At 40.2% G+C, this 20328-nt stretch carries 16 protein-coding genes; 7 read left to right on the forward strand and 9 right to left on the reverse strand.

What is annotated here, in order from left to right:
- Nucleotides 1-21: 21 nt before the first annotated feature.
- The gene (locus tag B0G92_RS03895; protein WP_101471156.1) at nucleotides 22-3624 is read right to left on the reverse strand and encodes a reprolysin-like metallopeptidase; all 3603 of its coding nucleotides are present in this window, start codon (nucleotides 3622-3624) and stop codon (nucleotides 22-24) included.
- Between the two features lie 258 nt (nucleotides 3625-3882).
- Between B0G92_RS03895 and B0G92_RS03900 the strand changes: the two genes are divergently transcribed.
- The 7 genes from B0G92_RS03900 to B0G92_RS03930 all read left to right on the forward strand — a co-directional run bounded on the left by B0G92_RS03900 (nucleotide 3883) and on the right by B0G92_RS03930 (nucleotide 9882).
- Nucleotides 3883-5133 (forward strand): dicarboxylate/amino acid:cation symporter, encoded by a 1251-nt coding sequence (locus B0G92_RS03900; protein WP_101471157.1) that lies wholly within the window; start codon nucleotides 3883-3885, stop codon nucleotides 5131-5133.
- Nucleotides 5134-5135: 2 nt separating this feature from the next.
- Nucleotides 5136-5834: a DedA family protein gene (locus B0G92_RS03905; RefSeq protein ID WP_056067741.1), complete on the forward strand. Its 699-nt coding sequence runs from the start codon at nucleotides 5136-5138 to the stop codon at nucleotides 5832-5834.
- Nucleotides 5835-5884: 50 nt separating this feature from the next.
- Nucleotides 5885-7012, forward strand: a complete 1128-nt coding sequence (locus B0G92_RS03910; protein ID WP_245867691.1) for an NAD(P)/FAD-dependent oxidoreductase — start codon at nucleotides 5885-5887, stop codon at nucleotides 7010-7012.
- Nucleotides 7013-7038: 26 nt separating this feature from the next.
- Entirely contained in the window at nucleotides 7039-7716 is a 678-nt protein-coding gene (mtgA, locus tag B0G92_RS03915; protein ID WP_101471158.1) for a monofunctional biosynthetic peptidoglycan transglycosylase, read from the forward strand.
- Nucleotides 7717-7743: 27 nt separating this feature from the next.
- Nucleotides 7744-8670: a lipid A deacylase LpxR family protein gene (locus B0G92_RS03920; RefSeq protein ID WP_245867693.1), complete on the forward strand. Its 927-nt coding sequence runs from the start codon at nucleotides 7744-7746 to the stop codon at nucleotides 8668-8670.
- A 55-nt stretch (nucleotides 8671-8725) separates the two neighbouring features.
- Nucleotides 8726-9028: a hypothetical protein gene (locus B0G92_RS03925; RefSeq protein WP_101471160.1), complete on the forward strand. Its 303-nt coding sequence runs from the start codon at nucleotides 8726-8728 to the stop codon at nucleotides 9026-9028.
- Between the two features lie 248 nt (nucleotides 9029-9276).
- The gene (locus tag B0G92_RS03930; protein WP_143394992.1) at nucleotides 9277-9882 is read left to right on the forward strand and encodes a carboxypeptidase-like regulatory domain-containing protein; all 606 of its coding nucleotides are present in this window, start codon (nucleotides 9277-9279) and stop codon (nucleotides 9880-9882) included.
- Between the two features lie 68 nt (nucleotides 9883-9950).
- Here the strand turns inward: B0G92_RS03930 and B0G92_RS03935 are convergent, their stop codons facing one another.
- From B0G92_RS03935 to B0G92_RS03970, 8 genes are all read right to left on the reverse strand, one after another.
- Nucleotides 9951-12074, reverse strand: coding sequence for a prolyl oligopeptidase family serine peptidase (locus tag B0G92_RS03935; RefSeq protein WP_056067751.1), 2124 nt, complete (start codon nucleotides 12072-12074; stop codon nucleotides 9951-9953).
- Between the two features lie 48 nt (nucleotides 12075-12122).
- Nucleotides 12123-12503, reverse strand: a complete 381-nt coding sequence (locus B0G92_RS03940) for a hypothetical protein (protein ID WP_056067752.1) — start codon at nucleotides 12501-12503, stop codon at nucleotides 12123-12125.
- A 214-nt stretch (nucleotides 12504-12717) separates the two neighbouring features.
- Nucleotides 12718-13287, reverse strand: a complete 570-nt coding sequence (locus B0G92_RS03945) for a hypothetical protein (RefSeq protein ID WP_056067755.1) — start codon at nucleotides 13285-13287, stop codon at nucleotides 12718-12720.
- A 19-nt stretch (nucleotides 13288-13306) separates the two neighbouring features.
- Nucleotides 13307-15694: a TonB-dependent receptor gene (locus tag B0G92_RS03950; protein WP_101471162.1), complete on the reverse strand. Its 2388-nt coding sequence runs from the start codon at nucleotides 15692-15694 to the stop codon at nucleotides 13307-13309.
- Between the two features lie 81 nt (nucleotides 15695-15775).
- Complete coding sequence (locus B0G92_RS03955) at nucleotides 15776-16120, reverse strand: hypothetical protein (RefSeq protein ID WP_101471163.1); 345 nt, start codon at nucleotides 16118-16120, stop codon at nucleotides 15776-15778.
- A gap of 102 nt (nucleotides 16121-16222) precedes the next feature.
- The gene (locus B0G92_RS03960; RefSeq protein WP_101471164.1) at nucleotides 16223-17212 is read right to left on the reverse strand and encodes an aspartate-semialdehyde dehydrogenase; all 990 of its coding nucleotides are present in this window, start codon (nucleotides 17210-17212) and stop codon (nucleotides 16223-16225) included.
- Nucleotides 17213-17390: 178 nt separating this feature from the next.
- Nucleotides 17391-17777 carry a large conductance mechanosensitive channel protein MscL gene (gene mscL, locus B0G92_RS03965; protein WP_101471165.1) on the reverse strand — a complete coding sequence of 129 codons (387 nt, stop codon included), beginning with the start codon at nucleotides 17775-17777 and terminating at the stop codon, nucleotides 17391-17393.
- A 99-nt stretch (nucleotides 17778-17876) separates the two neighbouring features.
- Nucleotides 17877-20318, reverse strand: coding sequence for a bifunctional UDP-N-acetylmuramoyl-tripeptide:D-alanyl-D-alanine ligase/alanine racemase (locus tag B0G92_RS03970; protein ID WP_101471166.1), 2442 nt, complete (start codon nucleotides 20316-20318; stop codon nucleotides 17877-17879).
- Between the last annotated feature and the right edge of the window lie 10 nt (nucleotides 20319-20328).

Consider the following 20328-nt stretch of genomic DNA (forward strand, 5'->3'; position numbering starts at 1 on the left):
TTCTGCAAAAATGAGAAAGAATTATTTTTTGATGAAACGTTTAACAGATACAATTTCATTGTCATTAATTTCAACGATATAGTTTCCGTCATTCAAAGAAGCAACGGAAATGGTGCCGTCCTGAATTTTTCCTTTCAAGACTTCCTGTCCAAGCATGTTTAGTATTCTGAAACTGGCTTTTTCTGAAACCGATGTCAGGTTGATAACCGAAGAAGCCGGGTTCGGATATAGCTTGATTTCATTTTGTATGTTATTTTCTCCTCTTGCTGTAGCTACAATATTTACGGTATAATCCTCCACTTGTCCATAAGAAAAGGCTTCGCAGGCGGTAGGAATTCCGTCATATTTCATAGAGACTCTCATACGGGTAGCTCCTAAAGTAGCTCCGGCAGCAATCGTAAAGCTGCCGCTTACAGGGGTTGTAGTTGAAGCCGCTTTTGTCCAAACCTGTTCTCCGGAATCGGTGAAATCGCCATCGCCATTATAGTCAATCCAAACTGCATAGCCTTCGCTATAAACGGTGCTTGTCCAGGAAGGCGTTATGGTTATGGTGTATGTTGCTCCTCTTGTGGCATTGGTCGAGATGGAAGTAAAGTTGGTGTATCCGGTACCTCCGGTTGAGGTGTTGTCAATAGTGCCAAACTGCACGCGTCCTATTTTCTCGTCGGCTACACTATTTCCTTGCGAAGCGCAGTAGGAAACGGAGTTTGACAAGGTGGTTACATTGGTATTGTTGCTTGAAGCCGACAAATTTCCGGCGGCATCTTTTGCTTTTACAGAAAAAGTATAGGCGGTAGCTGCTGTCAATCCGGTTACTGCATAGGAAGTTGTGGTTACGGTTGTTTTTAAAACGCCGTCTTGATATACCTCATATCCGGTAACGGCAACATTGTCTGTAGATGCTGTCCAGGACAGGTTTGTGGTTGTCTGTGTAGTTGCTGTGGCAGTCAGGCCTGTTGGGGCAGTTGGAGGTGTGGTGTCAGTAGTTCCGGCCTGAATGTTTACGGTATAGTCTTCTACTTCTCCATAAGAAAAAGTTTCACAGGCTGTTGGAATAGCGTTGTATTTCAACGACACTCTCATTCGGGTTGCGCCCGTTGCAGCCGTAGCCGGAACTGTAAATGAACCGCTTGCCGGTGTTGCTGTTGATGCGGCTCTGCTCCAAACCAATTCTCCTGCATCATCAAAATCGCCATCACCATTGTAGTCAATCCAAACAGCGATACCTTCGGAATAAGAAGTTCCTGTCCATGTTGGCGTTACAGTAATTGTATAGGCTGTTCCTTTGTTCAGGTTGGTTGAAATAGAGGTGAAATCAGTATATCCGGTTCCTCCTGTCGATGTGTTATTGATGGTTCCCAATTGAACTCTTCCAATATATTCATCTGCCACGCTGTTTCCTTTAGAAGTGCAATAGGATGCAGCTCCTGCCAATGTTGTGATGTTGACTGTGTTGCTTGATGCTGATAAGTTACCTGCCGCATCTTTGGCTTTTACATAAAAAGAATAGGCGGTAGATGGTGTCAATCCTGTTACGGGATAGGTTGTAGTGGTTACGGTGGTTTTCAGTACGCCGTTTTGATATACTTCATATCCGGTCACGGCAATATTGTCTGTAGAAGCCGTCCATGATAAATTTGTAGCTGTTTGTGTAGTGCCCGAAGCTGCCAGACTTGTCGGTGCTGTTGGAGCTGTCGTATCGCCTGAACCGGCTGTGATGGTGAAATTGGTATTGGAGATATCAAAGAAAATATGGTTTGACCCTTTGACCATAATCCTGTTTTGTGTGCCGGGATTATTCGGAACGGTAATGGCCTGACTTCCGTCATTTGGAGTTCCGGCCAGTAGCGTAATTGGGTAGGTATCACCACCATCAGTAGATAACAAGATGTCTACGTTTGCGGCATTTACTCCATTAGTTGTTGTTCCTGCTACATTCCAGGTTACAGTTTGGGAAGTTCCTGCTGTCCATGAAACAGCCGTGTTTGGTGCTGTTACTACAAAAGGCCCTGCGGTTCCGTTTACAGTAATGACCGTATCATCACTATTATTTGCCGGTCCGCCTGCTTTGTTATCCCTCACTGTCAATCTAAAATTTAACGTTCTTGCTACATTTGGGACGGCTTCCCATTTCCAGGTTGTTGCACCTGTTTTGATGGTTTCCAGTCTTGGAAAATAACGAATACCTGAAGTTGAAGGCACGAAGGAGCGGAAAGCAGGACCTGACGTGGCGGTAGCGCTCGGATAGGTAGTGCTTGAAGTTCCTGAATTCATCTGTTCCCAGCAATAGGTCAATGTATCGCCATTTGCATCGGTGCCGGAACCTGTCAGTAGGAAAGGAGTTCCTTTTGGAATCGTATAATCGGCACCTGCATTAGCTGTTGGAACGGCATTGCCTGTTGCTGTATTGGTTTGACAGGTGGTTGTTTTTACATAATTTGTAACCTGCTGGATGCTTACGGCATGAAAGAAAGGGTCGCTATGCGGTTGTACGTCTGTAGCTCCCGTGATTCCGGCATATCCCATAATTGTTGTGCCGCTTCCCGGCTCATTTTGTACACCGGTTCCTTCATTGCTGAAGGTAAAGGTGTGGTTGGCCCCGAATTGGTGTCCCATTTCATGGGCTACGAAATCAATGTCAAAATTGTCGCCTACAGGAACGGTACTGGTCGTAAATCCGCTGCCTTTTCCGGAAGCACATACGCATCCTATACATCCTGCATTTCCATTGTTTCCAATAGCCGACATCAAATGCCCAATGTCATAGTTGGCATTTCCAATTACGCTGGTCAGGGTAGATTGCAATTGTGAATTGTAATTCGCATCCGTACTGCCATACGGGTCGGTTGATGCATTGGTGTAAATTACGGCATCTGTATTGGAAATAAGAACCATCCTAACGCCGAAATCTTTTTCAAACACACCGTTAACCCGTGTCATCGTATTATTGATGGCCGCTAAGGCAAGGGCTTTGGTTCCTCCATGATAGGTGGTATATTCTCCCGTAACCGACATGGCCAATCGATAGGTTCTCAACGTGCTGTCGTCTGCATTCGGGCGTTGTGCCAGATTAGAGTCCATCTCGTTTTTTGCATGGTCGATTACCTGACATTCAAATTTTGTGAAACCCATTCTTTTGTCTGCTCTTTTAAAGACAGCATAGGTTTTTAAATCTTTTGAAAAAGGCTCGATGAATTCGGCAGGCTTGTCTGCTGCCAGTTTCATTCCCTGAAACCCAAGTGGCGAAACGCTGAAATAAATTGTTGCGGTCGGGTCTGTGATTCCAATCCCAATATAGGATTTGATTTCCGGATATCGGGCAGCAAGTTCAGCCTCCATGGTTTGGACATCAAAGATGCGGTACTGTTCGGAAATTCCTTCTGCATTGGGAATGGAAACGATGACATCTGATTTTGATTTGTTTCGAAGCGGTGCCTTTGACAATTCATTTTTTAATGAAGTAATGTCCAGTTCGAATAGGTTCTTTGTGGGAAGAGGCGTCCGATTTTCAAAAATTGTGACGCTGCTTTTTAGGTCTGTTTTTTTCCAGGGCGATTTTCCATTTTGCGCAAACGAAAATCCAGTGAAAGCCAATAAGGCCACTGATAGTAGAATCTGCTTCATAAATTAGTAGGTTGGTTAAATTTGGTTATATCAAATGTATATCAATTTTCTTTATATTGTTATAAATAATCAAATAAAATATTAAAAAATTATAAATATAACTTGTAAGTATTGTTATTGTTGGATTATTTGTAATTATGAAATGAGGTGATTTTTTTGCTGAAAAAGCTTTTTTAGGTAAAAAATTAAGAATTTAAGGCCATTCAAATGAGGGTGTCAAAAAATATAACTATTTTCACGAACTAAAATAATTACGGTTTGAAGAACAACAATAAACTATTTATAGCGATTATCATTGCTTTGGTTCTTGGGGTAGGCTTAGGAGCTTTTGTGCATTACCAATATCCGGATGGAAAAGCAGAGTTTGCCAAAAATATAAAACTCTTTGGAACGATTTTTATCCGTTTGGTGCAAATGATTATTGCTCCGTTAGTGTTTTCGACTTTGGTAGTTGGAATAGCCAAAATGGGCGATATGAAAATGGTAGGAAGAGTTGGTGCCAAGGCCATGGCCTGGTTTATTACGGCATCATTAGTGTCCTTGTCGGTTGGATTGGTACTGGTAAACTGGTTGAAGCCGGGCAAGGGAACTTCTATAAAAATGGATGATTTGTCATCTGCTGATGATTTGCTGAAAAATACCAATTCATTTTCTTTAGAGCAGTTCGTAACCCATGTGGTGCCTAAAAGTGTAATCGAAGCTATGGCAACCAATGAAATTCTTCAGATTGTAATTTTTGCCATACTTTTTGGAATTGCCTTGTCATCAATGGGCAAGATTGGCAATCCGATTATTAAATCCCTTGATATTGTTTCGCACGTAATCCTGAAAATGGTGACCTACATTATGTGGACGGCTCCTTTGGGTGTTTTTGGGGCGGTTGCAGCAGCAGTTGCTAATTATGGTTTTGAAATCTTTAGCCTGTATGCCCGATATTTAGTTGATTTTGCTCTCGGAATTGTGGTGCTGTGGATACTATTGCTTTTAGTTGGATATATGATTTTAGGCAACCGATTGTGGACTTTGCTGAAAAGGATAAAAAGTCCGTTGCTTATCGCTTTTTCCACAACTTCAAGCGAGGCCGTATTTCCAAAACTTGTTGAAGAATTAGAACGTTTTGGCTGTAAGAGCAAAATAGTTTCATTTACATTGCCGTTAGGTTATTCTTTTAACCTGGACGGAAGCATGATGTATATGACTTTTGCCAGTATTTTTATTGCGCAGGTTTATGGCGTACATATGTCATTGGGAGAACAGCTTACGATGCTTTTAGTACTGATGCTAACCAGTAAAGGAGTTGCGGGTGTGCCCCGTGCTTCGCTGATTGTAGTTGTAGCCACCTGTGCCATGTTTGGAATTCCGCCGGAAGGAATTGCACTCATCTTGCCAATCGACCACTTTTGCGATATGGCAAGAAGTATGACCAACGTATTAGGAAATGCTTTGGCAACAACGGCAGTTGATAAATGGGAATCAGAACCTGAAACAGTAACACAAGAAACAGCATAACGATGGAAAGCTTTGAGTGGACTCAATTATTGAATCCGGAATTCTATATTAATTTAAAAATCAGCGGTGTTCCAATAGGAATTTATGTTGTCTTATTTATCGTATTTGCAGAAACAGGGCTTTTTGCCGGGTTTTTTCTGCCGGGCGATAGTCTGTTGTTCTTGTCGGGAATTTATAGTACAGAACTGACATCGACACTTTTTACCATCAACAGTGATTTTGTAAATCTGGTCGTTTTGTCAACCATGATAGCGACAGCCGGAATACTTGGAAATACTTTCGGATATTGGTTTGGAGCAAAAAGCGGCTACTATCTCTATAACAAAAAAGATACGTTCTGGTTCAAGAAAAAATACCTGATAGAATCAAGGGTGTTTTTTGAAAAACATGGCGGGAGAGCTATCATTTTTGCCCGTTTTGTCCCAATCATCAGAACCTTTGCGCCAATTGTGGCAGGCATTGTTTCTATGGAGAAAAAGAAATTCATGTTCTATAATATTGTCAGCTCGTTTTTATGGGCCTTCACGCTTATTTTTGCAGGACATTATCTTTATGACCTGTTCCTGACAAAATTTGAAATCGACCTGAAAGCACATATCGAATTTATTGTTTTAGGTATTGTTGCCATTACTACTGTTCCGCTGGTTGTCAATTACCTGAAGAAAAGAACTGCACCAAAAGACGGTCAGGAAGGAGCATAATCTTGTAGGCGGCAATTGGAAATTGTCTATTTCAGAACCAAAATAAATCAATGATGAAAGCAAATCTAAGCTACTGGGAACTCAAAAACTGGTTTTCAAATATAGATTTTGCTGTAGTTGGAAGCGGAATTGTTGGGCTTCATGCGGCTTTAAGACTCCGTGAAAAATTTCCGGAAAGCAAAATTCTTGTTTTGGAAAGAGGATTTCTGCCGCAAGGAGCGAGTACTAAAAATGCCGGATTTGCCTGCTTTGGTAGTATTTCTGAAATTATAGACGACCTCAGGAACCATTCTGAGGAAGAAGTCATACAGCTAATCCGAAAACGTTGGCAGGGATTGCAACTGCTTAGGAACCGATTGGGTGATGCCGCTATTGATTATAAATTATATGGCGGTTATGAGCTTTTTCTTAAAGACTCGGAAAGTCATTATAACGAATGTCTTCAAAAAATACCATTTATTAATGAGGTGTTGAAGCCCTTATTCAAGGCGGATGTTTTTGCTAAGCAAATTGACCGTTTTGATTTTAGAGGCATCCATGAATATCTTGTTTTTAATCCTTTTGAAGGTCAGATTGATACCGGAAACATGATGGAAGCTTTGTTGAAGCAGGCAATTGCCGCGAATATTCTTATTCTTAACAGACAGAACGTGGTTGCCTATCATGAAACTTCGGAAGGCGTTCAAATCAGCACCGATGATTTTGATTTCAGCGCAAAAAAACTGTTGTTTTCTACCAACGGATTTGCAGAAAAACTGACTAACGGAGCCGTAAAGCCGGCCAGGGCACAAGTGCTAATCACAGAACCAATTCCCAATCTGGACATAAAAGGAACTTTCCATATTGACAGAGGTTATTATTATTTTAGAAATTTTGGTGACCGTATTCTTTTTGGAGGAGGAAGGAATCTTGATTTTGAGGGCGAAACGACATCAACATTCGGACAGACAGATTTAATCCAAAATAAACTTGAGGAAATTTTAAAAGAAGTAATTTTGCCGGGGCACAATTTCAAAATCGAACACCGATGGAGTGGTATTATGGGAATGGGTTCAAGCAAAAAGCCTATTGTTGAAAAACTTTCCGAACATGTCTATTGCGGCGTAAGACTGGGAGGCATGGGAGTTGCAATTGGCAGCCTTGTAGGTCAGGAATTGGCAGATTTGGTAACAGGCTAAAAAAATAGTTAAGTTTTTATATTCATATGTTGAGAAAAATATTCAGGTTTTTATGGAAGTGTGCGCTTTGGTTCTTCGGAATCTCAGTTTTTTTTGTCATCCTTTTCAAATTTGTTCCTGTTCCGTTTACACCTCTGATGGGTATTCGTGCTCTGGAACAAAAGCAAGCAGGAAAAGAAATGACTTGCAGCCATGACTGGGTGCCACTTGAAGATATTTCCGTTAACTTTCAAAAGGCTGTTATTGCCAGTGAAGATGGGACCTTTTTAAGCCATAATGGTTTTGATTTTAAAGCCTTGCAAAAAGCCTACAAAAATAATTCACGGGGAAGAAAGCTGAAAGGAGGAAGCACCATTTCACAACAAACAGCAAAAAATGTATTTCTTTGGCAGGGAAGGAGCTATCTGCGAAAAGGGCTTGAAGCTTATTTTACAGTCCTGATTGAAATGTTTTGGGGCAAAGAACGTATTATGGAGGTATATCTCAACAGTATCGAAATGGGAGATGGCGTGTATGGCGTACAGGCAGCATCGCAATATTGGTACAGTAAAGATGCTTCTCAGGTTTCAAAAAGAGAAGCTGCCGGAATTGCTGCCATACTTCCTAATCCCCGAAAATTCAAGGCGACCAATTCGTCGGCCTATATTGAAAGAAGAAAAGGCAGAATCATGAAACACATGAATTATGTCAAGCTAGACTATTGATGTATGTGCCGGAAAATTTCTTTGTTTTTGCTACTGATTTTTGCATTGCCGCTCATGGCTCAGCAAAGAAATGGAGAAATAGGAATAATAATAGATAACGACCTGTTTACCTCTACGGTCAATGACCAGTATTATACGAATGGTATCGAGATTTTCTACCGGTACCTGAATCACAACGAGAACCCAAAAGTCAATAAAAAAACAACCGAATTCAGGGTTGGACAATACATTTATAATCCACACACTGTTGAAGCGGCTTCCATTTCAAAGCACGACCGTCCTTTTGCAGGCTATCTTTTCGGAGAAGCGGGATTTGCAAAATTTTACCAAAACGAATCGGTTTTGAAGTTAGGAACACAGCTCGGTGTTATTGGTCCCAATTCACAGGCTGAGGGCTTTCAGAAATTATTTCATAAAGCTTTTGGTTATAAAGATGTGGAAGGATGGAATTATCAGATTCATAACGGAATAGCCGTACAGGGAAGTTTGTTCTATTCTAAAAAGATTGGTCCAAAACACACGGATAAAATCGACTACCATATTCAGGGTGAAGCAAATTTAGGGACGGTGTTTACCGGAATTACAGTAGGTCCGCTGGCACGAATCAGTCTTAAAAAAACATTGTTGCCTGTTTATGATTCGGGACTGTATGGCGCGTCATTAAATGCGGATAAGGCAAAATATAAAGAACAGTCGGAGTTTTATTTCTACATCAATCCGAATCTGAATGTTCAGGTTTATGATGCCACGATACAGGGTCGGCTTTTTAACGACAACAGTCCTGTAACTTATAATCTTGTGCCATTACGTTTTAACGGAGAAGCGGGTTTCCGTTACAGAAAAGACCATTGGAACCTTCATTACCTTTTCGTTTTCAGGAGTAAGGAATTGCGGAATGACAGAATGGAAAACTATTTTTACGGCTCTATTGGCGCGACATATTTGCTGTATTAGGTCTCAGGCATTGATATTTTTCCTAACTTTAGGAACATAACCAAAACCTTTTTACATGAGTGCTCAATATAAATATGCCACAGTGCTGGAAGCCATAAAACAATTAAGAGATGCCGGATTTATGGTCGATTTTAATATAGAAGGAAATTTTTTGACTGCAAATTCCAGTAATTACCATATCGACGATTTCGAGATTGTTGAAGTTTACCGTTATGAAGGTGATACCAATCCGGATGAAGAATCGACCGTTTATGGTATTGAATCAAAAGATGGAGTAAAAGGTATTCTGGTAACTTCTTACGGAATGTATATTGATGATATTTCTGAAGAGTTATTGCAAAAGCTTTCTCTCAAATAAAACTTTGTAGCAATACTATATCCTTAAAAAAAAACTGCTTTTTCCGGCAGTTTTTTTGTTTTTAAACGTATCAAAATAGTACAAATTGATTTTGTAAAATCCTCTAAATCTACCTGATATCAGGTATTTTTATATATTTTGATTGCTGTTTTGAACATATTCTGCAATGAGGTTATTAATTTTATCATTCAATCCAAAAACGACCGGTTTTTTTTAAAACCAATATATAACCCAAAATAAAAATTGCTATGAATTTAAAGTTCTTATGTTCCGTTTTTTTTATGTTCTGCCTTAACCAGAACATCCAGGCACAGTATGTTGAAAAAGAAGAAGAAGAAAAAATCACAACCCTTTATCCTGAAGTCGTTTTTGATTCCATACAGGCAAAAAAAGCCCTGGCATTAGGCAAAGGGAAAATTACGGGTGTTGCCTTTACCAGACCAATATTTTCACAACCTAGAATTTATGCCGGTAATATCAAGATTGTGTTGTTTCCGGTCACGCCTTATTTTGAAGCATGGTACAAACTTCGAAAAAGTAAGGAAAACTTAAAAAAGCGCAGGTATGTTTATATGTCTGATGCGGCATACAAGTATAGGCTTGAAGCCATAACGAACAGTGCAGGAAAGTTTACTTTTCCGGATATGAAACCTGGAAAATATTTTCTGCAGGGTTTTATGACCTGGAGTTCTACAGGTTCGTATGACCAACTTACGGGAACCAGTTATGGAAGTTACGGTACGCAAGCCAATCATTATGAAAAGAAATACTACACTGTGGATCACAATGAACGACTTGAAGAATTTGTAGAGATTAAAGAAGACGGTGAAGTTGTTAAAGTCAAATTGAAATAACGTCTGAGATTTTATTAAAAACAAAAAGCATCCCGCTAAGGATGCTTTTTTTATTTGAGTAAATCGGTTTATTTTTTCAATTCGCGAATTCCCATATTGTATAAGGTAAACGAAAGGATGTCTGCCGCTTCTTCGATAGTCTTGGAAACCGGTTTTCCGGCGCCATGTCCGGCATTGGTTTCAATACGGATTAATACCGGATTGTTTCCTTTCTGCTTGGCTTGTAGCTCTGCTGCAAACTTAAAGCTGTGCGCAGGAACTACCCTGTCATCATGGTCACCGGTAGTAATTAGGGTTGCCGGATAGCTGGTACCTTCTTTTACATTGTGCACCGGAGAATATTTTTTCAGATATTCAAACATCTCTTTTGAATCTTCTGCTGTTCCGTAATCATAAGCCCATCCTGCTCCGGCAGTAAATGTATGATAACGAAGCATATCCAATACACCAACAGCCGGAAGTGCCACTTTCATCAGGTCCGGTCTTTGGGTCATAGTAGCTCCTACTAAAAGCCCTCCATTAGAACCGCCTCGTATAGCCAGGAAGTCAGATGAGGTGTATTTCTGTGCAATCAGGTATTCTGCTGCCGCGATGAAATCGTCAAATACGTTTTGTTTTTTCATCTGCGTTCCACCATCGTGCCATTTCTTTCCATATTCACCACCACCGCGAAGGTTTGGAACGGCATATACGCCGCCTTGCTCTAACCAAACCGCATTGGTAATGCTGAAAGCAGGTGTAAGACTTACGTTAAAACCACCATATCCGTAAAGAATAGTCGGGTTTTTACCGTCGAGTTTTATGCCTTTTTTATAGGTAATAATCATCGGTACTTTGGTGCCGTCTTTTGAGTTGTAGAATACCTGCTTGCTTTCATAATCGGCAGAATTGAAATCTACTTTTGGTTTTTCATATACAGCAGATACGCCACCTTTAGGTTCAAAAGAATAGATTGTTCCCGGAGTTGTGTAGTTCGTGAATGAATAATACAGTTCCTTATCTTCTTTTTTACCTCCAAAACCACCTGCAGAACCTATTCCCGGCAATTTGATTTCACGAACCATTTTTCCGTCATAATCATATTGTTTTACCTGTGAAACGGCATCTTTCATGTAGTTGGCGAAAATAAAGCCCGAACCGGTAGAAACCGATAGCACATTTTCTGTTTCTGCAATAAAGTCTTTCCAGTTGGCAGGTTTTGGATTTGAAGCGTCAACCGTAACTACTTTTTGGTTCGGTGCATTCAGGTTGGTTACGATATATAATTTCGTTCCAACGTTATCCATAATATAGCTGTCACTGTCAAAATTATCAATAATGTTGACTATTTTGCTGTTAGGAGTGCTAAGGTCTTTAAAGTATAACTCATTTCCGGAAGTAGAATTTGAAGCAGAAATTACAAGGTATTTGTCGTCTTCTGTTACGCTGGCGCCTACATATCTTCTTTTTTCATTTTGTCCAAAAATAACCTTATCTTCTTTTTGCGACGTTCCTAACTTGTGGAAATACAATTTGTGCTGGTCGGTTTTAGCAGAAAGCTGACTTCCTTTTGGCTTGTCATAGCTTGAATAGTAGAAACCTTCGTTGCCAATCCAGGCAATACCGCTGAATTTTACGTCAACCAATTCAGCTTCGAGTTTTTTCTTGCTCACAGCATCCATGATGATAATCTTATTCCAGTCACTACCTGCTTCTGAAATCGAATAGGCTACCAAAGAACCGTCTTTTGAAAATTCAACAGACGATAAAGACGTTGTTCCGTCTGAGGAGAAGGTATTCGGGTCAAGGAATAATTCTTCCTTACCGCTCTTGTCTTTTCGATACATTACGGATTGGTTTTGCAGTCCATTGTTCTTAAAGTAATACGTATAATCTCCTTCTTGTGTTGGGGCAGAAATCTTTTCATAATTCCAAAGCTTTTCAAGACGGTCTTTCATCTCTTTGCGGAAAGGAATTTTTTCAAGATAGCCAAAAGTTACTTCGTTTTCGGCTTTTACCCAGGCGGCAGTTTCGGCAGATTTGTCATCTTCCAGCCAGCGATAAGGGTCTTTTACTTCAGTTCCGAAGTAAGTGTTAGTGGTGTCAACCTTTTTTGTTTCAGGATATTTCAGCACTATGGCTTCTTCTTTAGTTTCTTCTTTACAAGATAGAAGTGCTGATGCTGCAATCATGGTTAATAATACTTTTTTCATTAAAATGTTTTTTGATTCTTACAAAAATAGGGAATCATTAGTTAGTAATTAGTTAAAAAGTGGTCGGTATTGCGGCCAATGTTTGTAGATTAAGATACCATTGAGAACGGCTACTAAAATAGCGCCGCCTATGCTCGGAATATCCAGAAATAAATGGAATAGAAGAATATTCAGAGAAATTGGAACCAGTAAAATCAACGCAAATGCAATCCAGTTTTTTGTAAAAAGAAGCAATGCGATGAAAATTTCAAGGATACCAATGATAGGCAGTACATAGCCTGTTGCCGCTAACGAACCCATAAAGTCTGCGGCCTGTTCAGGAAGTTTAGGCGTTGGAATAAAAGGTAGCGTGTAAAACTTGTTCAATCCAAAAACTAAAAGAACGAGTCCGAGTAATATTCGGACCAGGGAGGTAAATTTCGAATTCATACTATCTACAATTTTTTGGTTACTAACTATTTATTGAAAATCCTAAATTACTAAAAAAATGTTAATTAAAATTAAGGATGTTAAAAAAATAAAAAGTTAATTAACAAAAATGCAATTTGAGGACAGGTAAAATCTTCATTTTTTTGGAGAATTCAAAAGTATTGGATATGAATAAAAAAACCGCCTGAGTGGCGGTTTTTATAAGTATAACAAATTATGGAGCAACTACCGTTATAGGGAAACTTACCTGTATGTCTGTTTCTCCTCCGGCATTGGTGATGTTTCCGGAAGACACACCTTCCGCATTTTTATTTGGTTCGTGTCTAAGAGTTATGGTAAACAGGCCGTTTCCTGTTGTAGCGTTTGTCGTAAACGTAAAGTTCAGGCCAATCGGTTTGCCATTAACATCATTTGGAACAGCATAGGCAGTAGTCGCCAGGGCATTTGAAACTGTAAAGAAGAATTGGTGCTCATGGCCTTCTTCCAGGATTTCTTCGGTGATACTTTCGGTTGGCGTTGCAGCTTCATTCAGCAAAGTCAGAGAACCATTATAGGTTGTGTTTGTTGCCAGATTGCCGGATACCGTCACTACCGGAGCATTTGGTCCTTCCGCACCGTCAAGGTCGCGGGAGGTCAGGGTAATAGTTTGGCCACCGCCTGTTAGAGTAGCGGTAAGCGTTGTGATTACTTCTTCTTCATTTACAGGATTGCTGTCGTCGTTGCTGCAGGAAGCACAAAGTGTTATGGCAGCTAAGCCCATTGATAAAAATTTAAATACGTTCATAAGATAATGGTTTAAAAGATTAATAATTTAATTTCACCTGAATCCTGAAATTCCTGCCCAACTCGTCTGCATAGTAGCGCGTTCTGTTGAGGTAATCTCTGTAATTCGTGTTCAAAAGATTTTGGATATTGAATCCGATGGTCATTTTAGATTTTTTCAAAACATCAAAACTCATTTCGGAGTTAAAATGCAACAGGCTGTATCCCTTTGGCGGTCTGCTTATTTTTACCAGCGTACTGACAGGTTCGCCGGAATCGGTTACATCCACATAAAAGTCATTGTTAGGGTAGCGGTGCTGTGTAAACACAGTTTCGTTTTTAATTCCCAGCACCAGATGATTCCAATTTTCCTTCTTAAAACTTATAGTGTTATTGAGATTCAACGGCGGCATATCAATCAAAGGTCTGTCATTTGTCACATCTTCGCCATATACAAAAGCGGCAGTTGAATGCCAGTTGAGGTTTTTGGCGAAATCATAATCTGCAGTGAGGTCAATTCCTAACATTCTGGCATCAACCTGTCTGTATTCCCAAACCGGAAATGGTCCGCGGTTGGACAGGATGATGGTTGTAGGAATCAGGATTTTGAAATCGGAAATAGTGTTGAAATAGGGATTGATTTCAAAAGCAAAACCGTCACCGGCATAATGAAGTGCCGTTGACATTTTAAGCGCCACTTCGCGTTTCAGTCTCAGGTCGCCAAGTTCAATCTGTCCGGTAGCATGATGCAGTCCGTCACTGAACAATTCGGCAGGATTTGGATTTCTGCTGGCTATTCCAATGTTGGAAAACCACGTCAGCTTGTCGTTGAGTTGGTATTTGGCACCCAGACTTCCTGAAAAATTATGATAGGTAAAGACAGGATTCGTATACCATTGCTGTCCTTCTTCACCAATAATGATGTCGCTGAAGTCACGGTCGTAACCCCGTTCCGTCCATCGCGATTTCAAATAATATTTCTTGGCATCAATATGGCTAAAGTCGTAGCGTAAGCCTGCTTCCAAAACCAGATTTTCATTGGTTTGGTAGCTGGCAACAGCATAAGCTCCCACATCAAATTTGTTGTAATTCGGTATCAGGGCACGAACCTGTGTGTCTCCTGTATTCGCCGCATTGTTTTGATAAGCAGCACTAATTCCGGCTTTGTATTTTACCTTTTCTGAAGAATTGGTTTCAAAATCGGCATTAAAAGAATGTGTCATCAGGTCGAGGTCAACAGCTGCTTTGTCGCGGTCATCACCTCTTCTCAGGTCAAATTCCTTACGGTTGTTGAACTGGAAAGAATATTGCAAAGACAGTTTTGAGGCGTCAGAAAAGAAAGTATAGTAATTTATTTTTCCTAAATGATGCTGTAATTCCTGTCTGGGTGCGTTAATATCATAAGTGAAATCCCTGATAATTTGGGGCTGTCCGCTATTGATAGCCCGAATCAGGTCAGACATACCGCTGATATGTGATGACCTCAAAATACCGATATCAGCATTGAAATAACTGTAGAAAAAACTATAACCCTGGTTTTCTCCCTTATAGCCCACATTTCCGGAAAAATTTTTCTCCCGGTTTCCGGTATTGGAAAGTACATAATCCGGTGCTTCAAAATCTCCAAAATATTTGAAAGTGCCCTGAAGGTTCCAGTTCCAGCCATTTTCATAGCCTTTGGAAAGCGAAGAAGAAATACTGCCGCCTCGTCCGTTGGTAGCACCGTTAATAATGGTTTTTCCAAAAATGGTGTCTTTTACCGGGATATGGGCAGGTTCTACAATTACGGTTCCGCCAATGGCATCGCCACCATATTGCAGCCCGGAAGCACCTTTGATTACGGAAATCTTCCCGGCCGTGTTGACATCCATATTCGGAGCGTGCTCGGTTCCCCATTGCTGGTCTTCAAGACGCACATTGTTGTTGATAATCAATACACGGCTGCTGTGCAATCCGTTAATAATTGGTTTGACAATAGTACTCCCGGTTTTTAGTGAAGAAATACCGCTAATTTCCTTAAGCGCATCGCCCAGACTCTCGCTGCTGTAGTTCTCGAGCACATTAGCTTTGAGTTCCTGTGTTGAGGCGTTCTTTTCGGAAACGGTCTTTTTTAGCACTACTTCAGACAGTTGCGATACGTCCGGTTGGAGGGAAACATCCAGTACTTGGTCATTTTGTATGGCGATTATAGTATCCAGGATCTTGTAACCCAGATATTCGATAGTGACCGGAATGTTTCCCTGCGGGATTCCGTTTATTACGTAACGGCCGTCAACAGCAGTAGTTGCAAAAAAAGTTCCGGCATGGATGTGGCTTCCTGCCAAAGGTTGTTTTTTCTCGTTGGTAATCGTTCCGCTCAACACCTGTTGGGAATATACACGAGTTTGGTTTCCTGCCAGGAGGAAAACAAAAAATAAGATATAGCGCATTTTGAAAAAATCTAAAATGATAATTAAGACGTGCTTCGGGAATGAAGCCGTCCGAAAGAAGAGCATTGCTCTTTTCGTTAATTAGCAGTTAGATGGTGGTCCGCGATGTGAATACAGGCTTCCGGCAAAGAATTCAGATGATTCTACAGAAGCAAAGTTATAGGCAACTGCCTTAAAAGGGACAAATAAATCAAAAGTGTAGGTTTCTGTCGCGATAAAACTGCTTAGCGTAAATTCGCAGACAAAACATTTTTCGTGGTCGTGGTCTAAAGTTTGGATTTTAGTATGGCCATTGTCGTCTGACTGGCTTACTGTTGCTGCTTTTCCACTTAAGAAATGCTCATAGGAGTGAACGGATTGAAACAGTATTGAAAACAATACTGCAATCATCAAAGAGAGATTTATTATGGCAAACTTCTTCTTCATTCCAATGCAAATGTATGAAAGTGAAAAAAAATACCGCCCGTTTTAACAAATTTTATGGTTTGTCAAAACAGGCGGTACCTTAATTTTTATTTCAAAAATGATTTATACCAAGCCGTTAGCAACCAGATATTCTGCAATCTGGATAGTGTTGGTTGCAGCACCTTTGCGAAGGTTGTCAGCAACAATCCACATGTTTAGCGTGTTCGGTTGTGATTCGTCCCGGCGGATTCTTCCCACAAAAACATCGTCTTTTCCTTGTGCATACAGAGGCATCGGGTAAGTAAACGTATCGGTATTATCCTGAACAACAACTCCCGGAGTTTCATGTAGAATTCGTCTTACCTCATTTACATCGAAATCATTAGAAAATTCAACATTCACAGCTTCACTATGTCCCCCTACGATAGGCACTCTAACAGCTGTAGCGGTTACTGCAATCGTTTTGTCGCTTAATATTTTTTGAGTTTCGCGAACCAGTTTCATTTCTTCTTTGGTGTATCCGTTGTCTTCAAAAATATCACATTGCGGAATGGCATTTCTATGGATTTGGTATTTGTAGGCCATCTCACCTTTAGTGCCGGCATATTCATTTTCAAGTTGCTGTACAGCTTTTACTCCCGTTCCGGTAATAGACTGGTAGGTTGAAACTATAATTCTTTTGATGTTGTATTTTTTATGCAAAGGTGCCAAAGCCAGAACCATTTGTATGGTTGAACAGTTTGGGTTGGCAATAATTTTATCTTCTTTTGTAAGTTCTGAAGCGTTGATTTCAGGAACAATCAGTTTTTTGTCGGCGTGCATTCTCCACGCAGATGAGTTGTCGATTACGGTAGTCCCGGCTTCTGCGAATTTTGGAGCCCATGCCAATGAGGTTTCACCACCGGCAGAAAATAAGGCAATGTCCGGCTTCATTGATACGGCTGTTTCCAATCCGACAACGGCATACTTTTTACCCTTAAATTCAATTTCCTTGCCTACTGATTTTTCAGAAGCTACAGGAATTAATTCGGTTACAGGGAAATTTCTTTCTGCCAAAACTTGAAGCATTACTTCGCCAACCATTCCGGTTGCGCCAACAACAGCAACTCTCATATTTTATTTTTTAAAGTGGTTAAAACTGATTTTATGAATGCAAAAGTAGCTAATAAAGTTATTGAAAAAACGAATTATAAAAATATAACAAATTGTTATATAAAATTATATTTTATAAAAATACCGCCTGTTTTTCAGGCGGTTTAATTAGAATATATAGTATAGCGGTATTGGCTAATTACGGTCTGTTTTTCAACGCATCGCGGATTTCCATCAACAGCTTTTCTTCATTGGTTGGAGCAGGTGGTGCAGCAGGTGCCTCGGCTTCTTTTTTTCTGGCAGCATTAATACCTTTCACAACCAGGAAAAGAACGAACGCTACGATAAGGAAGTTAATTACGGCAGAAAGGAACATACCGTATTTGACAGACCCGAAAATAACAAGGTCCTCAATTCTGGAAAGGTTAGCAGCTTCAAGAGCCGGTTTTAGCAATAACGGCGTTATCACGTCTTCAATAAAAGAACTGACAATTTTTCCAAAAGCGGCACCAATGATGACACCAATAGCCAGGTCTACAACATTGCCTTTCAGTGCAAAGGCCTTAAATTCAGATACCATTCCCATAATTATTTGATTTTAGGATTATTAAATAAATTGGTTTTTGTTACTAGCTAAAGTAGTTAAATATTTTAACATTTCAACGCCGGCTTTTTAAAAAATGTGCTATTCTCTGTAAAAAACACGCTTGACGCGATGCGAAATGCCGGTTAATATTTCATATGGAATGGTTCCCAGTTTTTCAGCAATGTAGGTAACATTCGGATTTTCTCCAAAAATTACAACCGGGTCGCCTTCCTGACAATCAATTGCAGAAACATCCACCATCAGCATGTCCATACAGATACTGCCTACAATTGGGGCTTTCTCATTTTTTATTAGCACATAACCCAGCTGATTCCCCCAACTTCTTGGAATTCCGTCGGCATAACCAATCGGGATTGTAGCGATTCGGGTTTCTTTTTGAGCCATAAACCGTCTGCCATAACCAACACTTTCACCAGACTGTATGGTTCTTATTTGTGAGATTATGGATTTTAAGGTTCCTACGTTTTCTAAATATTTTGTTTCCGACGGGTCGTTGGAAATTCCATAAAGTCCTATTCCTAATCGTACCATTCCGTATTGGGCTTCCGGATAATTGCTGATACCGGAGGTATTTAGGATATGACGGATTGGCTCTATAGAAAGTTCCTGCATCAATCGGGATGATAATTTTTCAAAAAGGGCAATCTGTGATTTCGCAAAATCGTGGTGCTCCAGGTCGTCACTGGTTGCCATATGTGAAAGAATACTTTTTACCTGTATGTAGGAAGTTCCTCTGAGCGTATCTATCAATTCCGGAAGGTCATTTTCCTGAAAGCCAAGACGGTGCATTCCGGTGTCCAGTTTGATATGGATTGGGAACTGTTGCAGGTTTCTCTGTTCGGCTATTTTCAAAAAGGCCCTTAATCCTTTTATGGAATAAATTTCAGGCTCTAAATTGTGCTCGATTATGGCACCAAAGCTCGTGTTTTCAGGATTAAGCACCATAATTGGCAATGTTATTCCTGCGCTTTTCAAGGCAATACCTTCATCTGCAAAGGCAACCCCCAGATAGTCTACTTTATGATATTCCAGAAGTTTTGCGATTTCAAAACCGCCACTGCCATAACCAAAAGCTTTAACCATAACCATAAGTTTGGTTTCGGGTTTTAGCTTTGACCTGAAAAAATTCAGATTATGACTGATGGCGTTCAGGTTGATTTCCAAAACCGTTTCATGGGTCTTTTCTTCGAGCAAGGAAGCGATTTTCTCAAATTGGAAAATACGGGCTCCTTTTATCAATATGGTTTCGTTGGCGAAATTCAGGTTTTTGAAGTCGGCAATCAGTTCATCCGTATTTTTATAGGTAATGATATTTTTGAAACTGCCGGAATAAGTGCCTATTTCTTCTCCTACGCCAATAACACGGTCTATTTTGTTGGAAGCAATGAGTTCTGAAACTCTTTTGTATAAATCGTCTGTGGGCAATCCGCTTTGGAAAATATCCGAAAGGATAATTGTCTTTTTCTTGTATTGTTTTTGCTGTTCCAGAAAATCCAGGGCAATTCTGAGCGATTGGTAATCGGAACTATAGCTGTCGTCAATGATTTCGGTATTGTTGATTCCGTTTTTCACTTTGAGCCGCATTTCAACAGAATACAGAAGCTGGATTCTTTCCTGTATAATTTCCGGCAGGTAGCCCAAATAAAGCATAGCCATCAGGCAGTTTATGGCATTCTCGATAGACGCTTTGTCCTGAAAAGGAATCACGGCATCAAAAGAAATTTTATCATAAGTGATGGTCAATTGGGTTTTCCCTGCAACCGATTTTTGCGAAATGTGTACTGATGCTTCTTTATTGTCAAGACTCCACGAAAAAGTCTTGATGTCTGGCTTGATAAGCGAATCGACAAGAGTGTTTTTTTGATAAATCAGGACTTCTGAATGTTCGAAAAGATACAGTTTCTCCTTGATTTTTTCTTCCTGATTTTGAAAGCCTTCATCATGGGCAGAACCTATATTGGTTAGGATTCCAATGGTAGGCTGGATGATTTTTTCCAGTTTTTCCATTTCATGTACGGTGGAAATACCGGCTTCAAAAATCCCAAGATTGTGTTTTTCATTTATAGAAATTACCGAAAGCGGTACGCCAACTTGCGAATTGTAGCTTTTTGGGCTTCGGATGATGTTGTAATCCGGACTCAACAGAAAATTAAGCCATTCCTTTACGATGGTTTTTCCGTTGCTTCCCGTAATCCCGATGATTGGAAAATGGAAGCTTTTTCTGTAATAGGAAGCAAAGTCCTGTAATGCCTGCAGCGTATTGTTTACTTCCAGAAAATTAGCCTTGTTTTCCAGTCCTTTTGGAATATGGTTGACAACAAAATTGCGTACACCTTTACCGATAAGGTCCGGGATATAGCTGTGTGCATCATTATTTTGTCCGGAAAGGGCAAAAAATAAAGTTCCGGAATTGTTTTGCAGCGAGCGGCTGTCTATGGAAACATTGGTGATTTCAATGTCTGGATTTCCTGAAAGACGGGCTTGTATTTCAGGAACAATATGTTGAATTTTCAGGCTCAATTTGGTTTCT

The organism is Flavobacterium lindanitolerans (genome assembly GCF_002846575.1).
GTDB lineage: Bacteria > Bacteroidota > Bacteroidia > Flavobacteriales > Flavobacteriaceae > Flavobacterium > Flavobacterium lindanitolerans.

Coding starts and splice junctions, on each gene's coding strand:
- B0G92_RS03895 (WP_101471156.1), bottom strand. CDS start 3,624: ATGAAGCAGATTCTACTATCAGTGGCCTTATTGGCTTTCACTGGATTT.
- B0G92_RS03905 (WP_056067741.1), top strand. CDS start 5,136: ATGGAAAGCTTTGAGTGGACTCAATTATTGAATCCGGAATTCTATATT.
- B0G92_RS03910 (WP_245867691.1), top strand. CDS start 5,885: ATGATGAAAGCAAATCTAAGCTACTGGGAACTCAAAAACTGGTTTTCA.
- mtgA (WP_101471158.1), top strand. CDS start 7,039: ATGTTGAGAAAAATATTCAGGTTTTTATGGAAGTGTGCGCTTTGGTTC.
- B0G92_RS03925 (WP_101471160.1), top strand. CDS start 8,726: ATGAGTGCTCAATATAAATATGCCACAGTGCTGGAAGCCATAAAACAA.
- B0G92_RS03930 (WP_143394992.1), top strand. CDS start 9,277: ATGAATTTAAAGTTCTTATGTTCCGTTTTTTTTATGTTCTGCCTTAAC.
- B0G92_RS03935 (WP_056067751.1), bottom strand. CDS start 12,074: ATGAAAAAAGTATTATTAACCATGATTGCAGCATCAGCACTTCTATCT.
- B0G92_RS03940 (WP_056067752.1), bottom strand. CDS start 12,503: ATGAATTCGAAATTTACCTCCCTGGTCCGAATATTACTCGGACTCGTT.
- B0G92_RS03945 (WP_056067755.1), bottom strand. CDS start 13,287: ATGAACGTATTTAAATTTTTATCAATGGGCTTAGCTGCCATAACACTT.
- B0G92_RS03950 (WP_101471162.1), bottom strand. CDS start 15,694: ATGCGCTATATCTTATTTTTTGTTTTCCTCCTGGCAGGAAACCAAACT.
- B0G92_RS03955 (WP_101471163.1), bottom strand. CDS start 16,120: ATGAAGAAGAAGTTTGCCATAATAAATCTCTCTTTGATGATTGCAGTA.
- B0G92_RS03960 (WP_101471164.1), bottom strand. CDS start 17,212: ATGAGAGTTGCTGTTGTTGGCGCAACCGGAATGGTTGGCGAAGTAATG.
- mscL (WP_101471165.1), bottom strand. CDS start 17,777: ATGGGAATGGTATCTGAATTTAAGGCCTTTGCACTGAAAGGCAATGTT.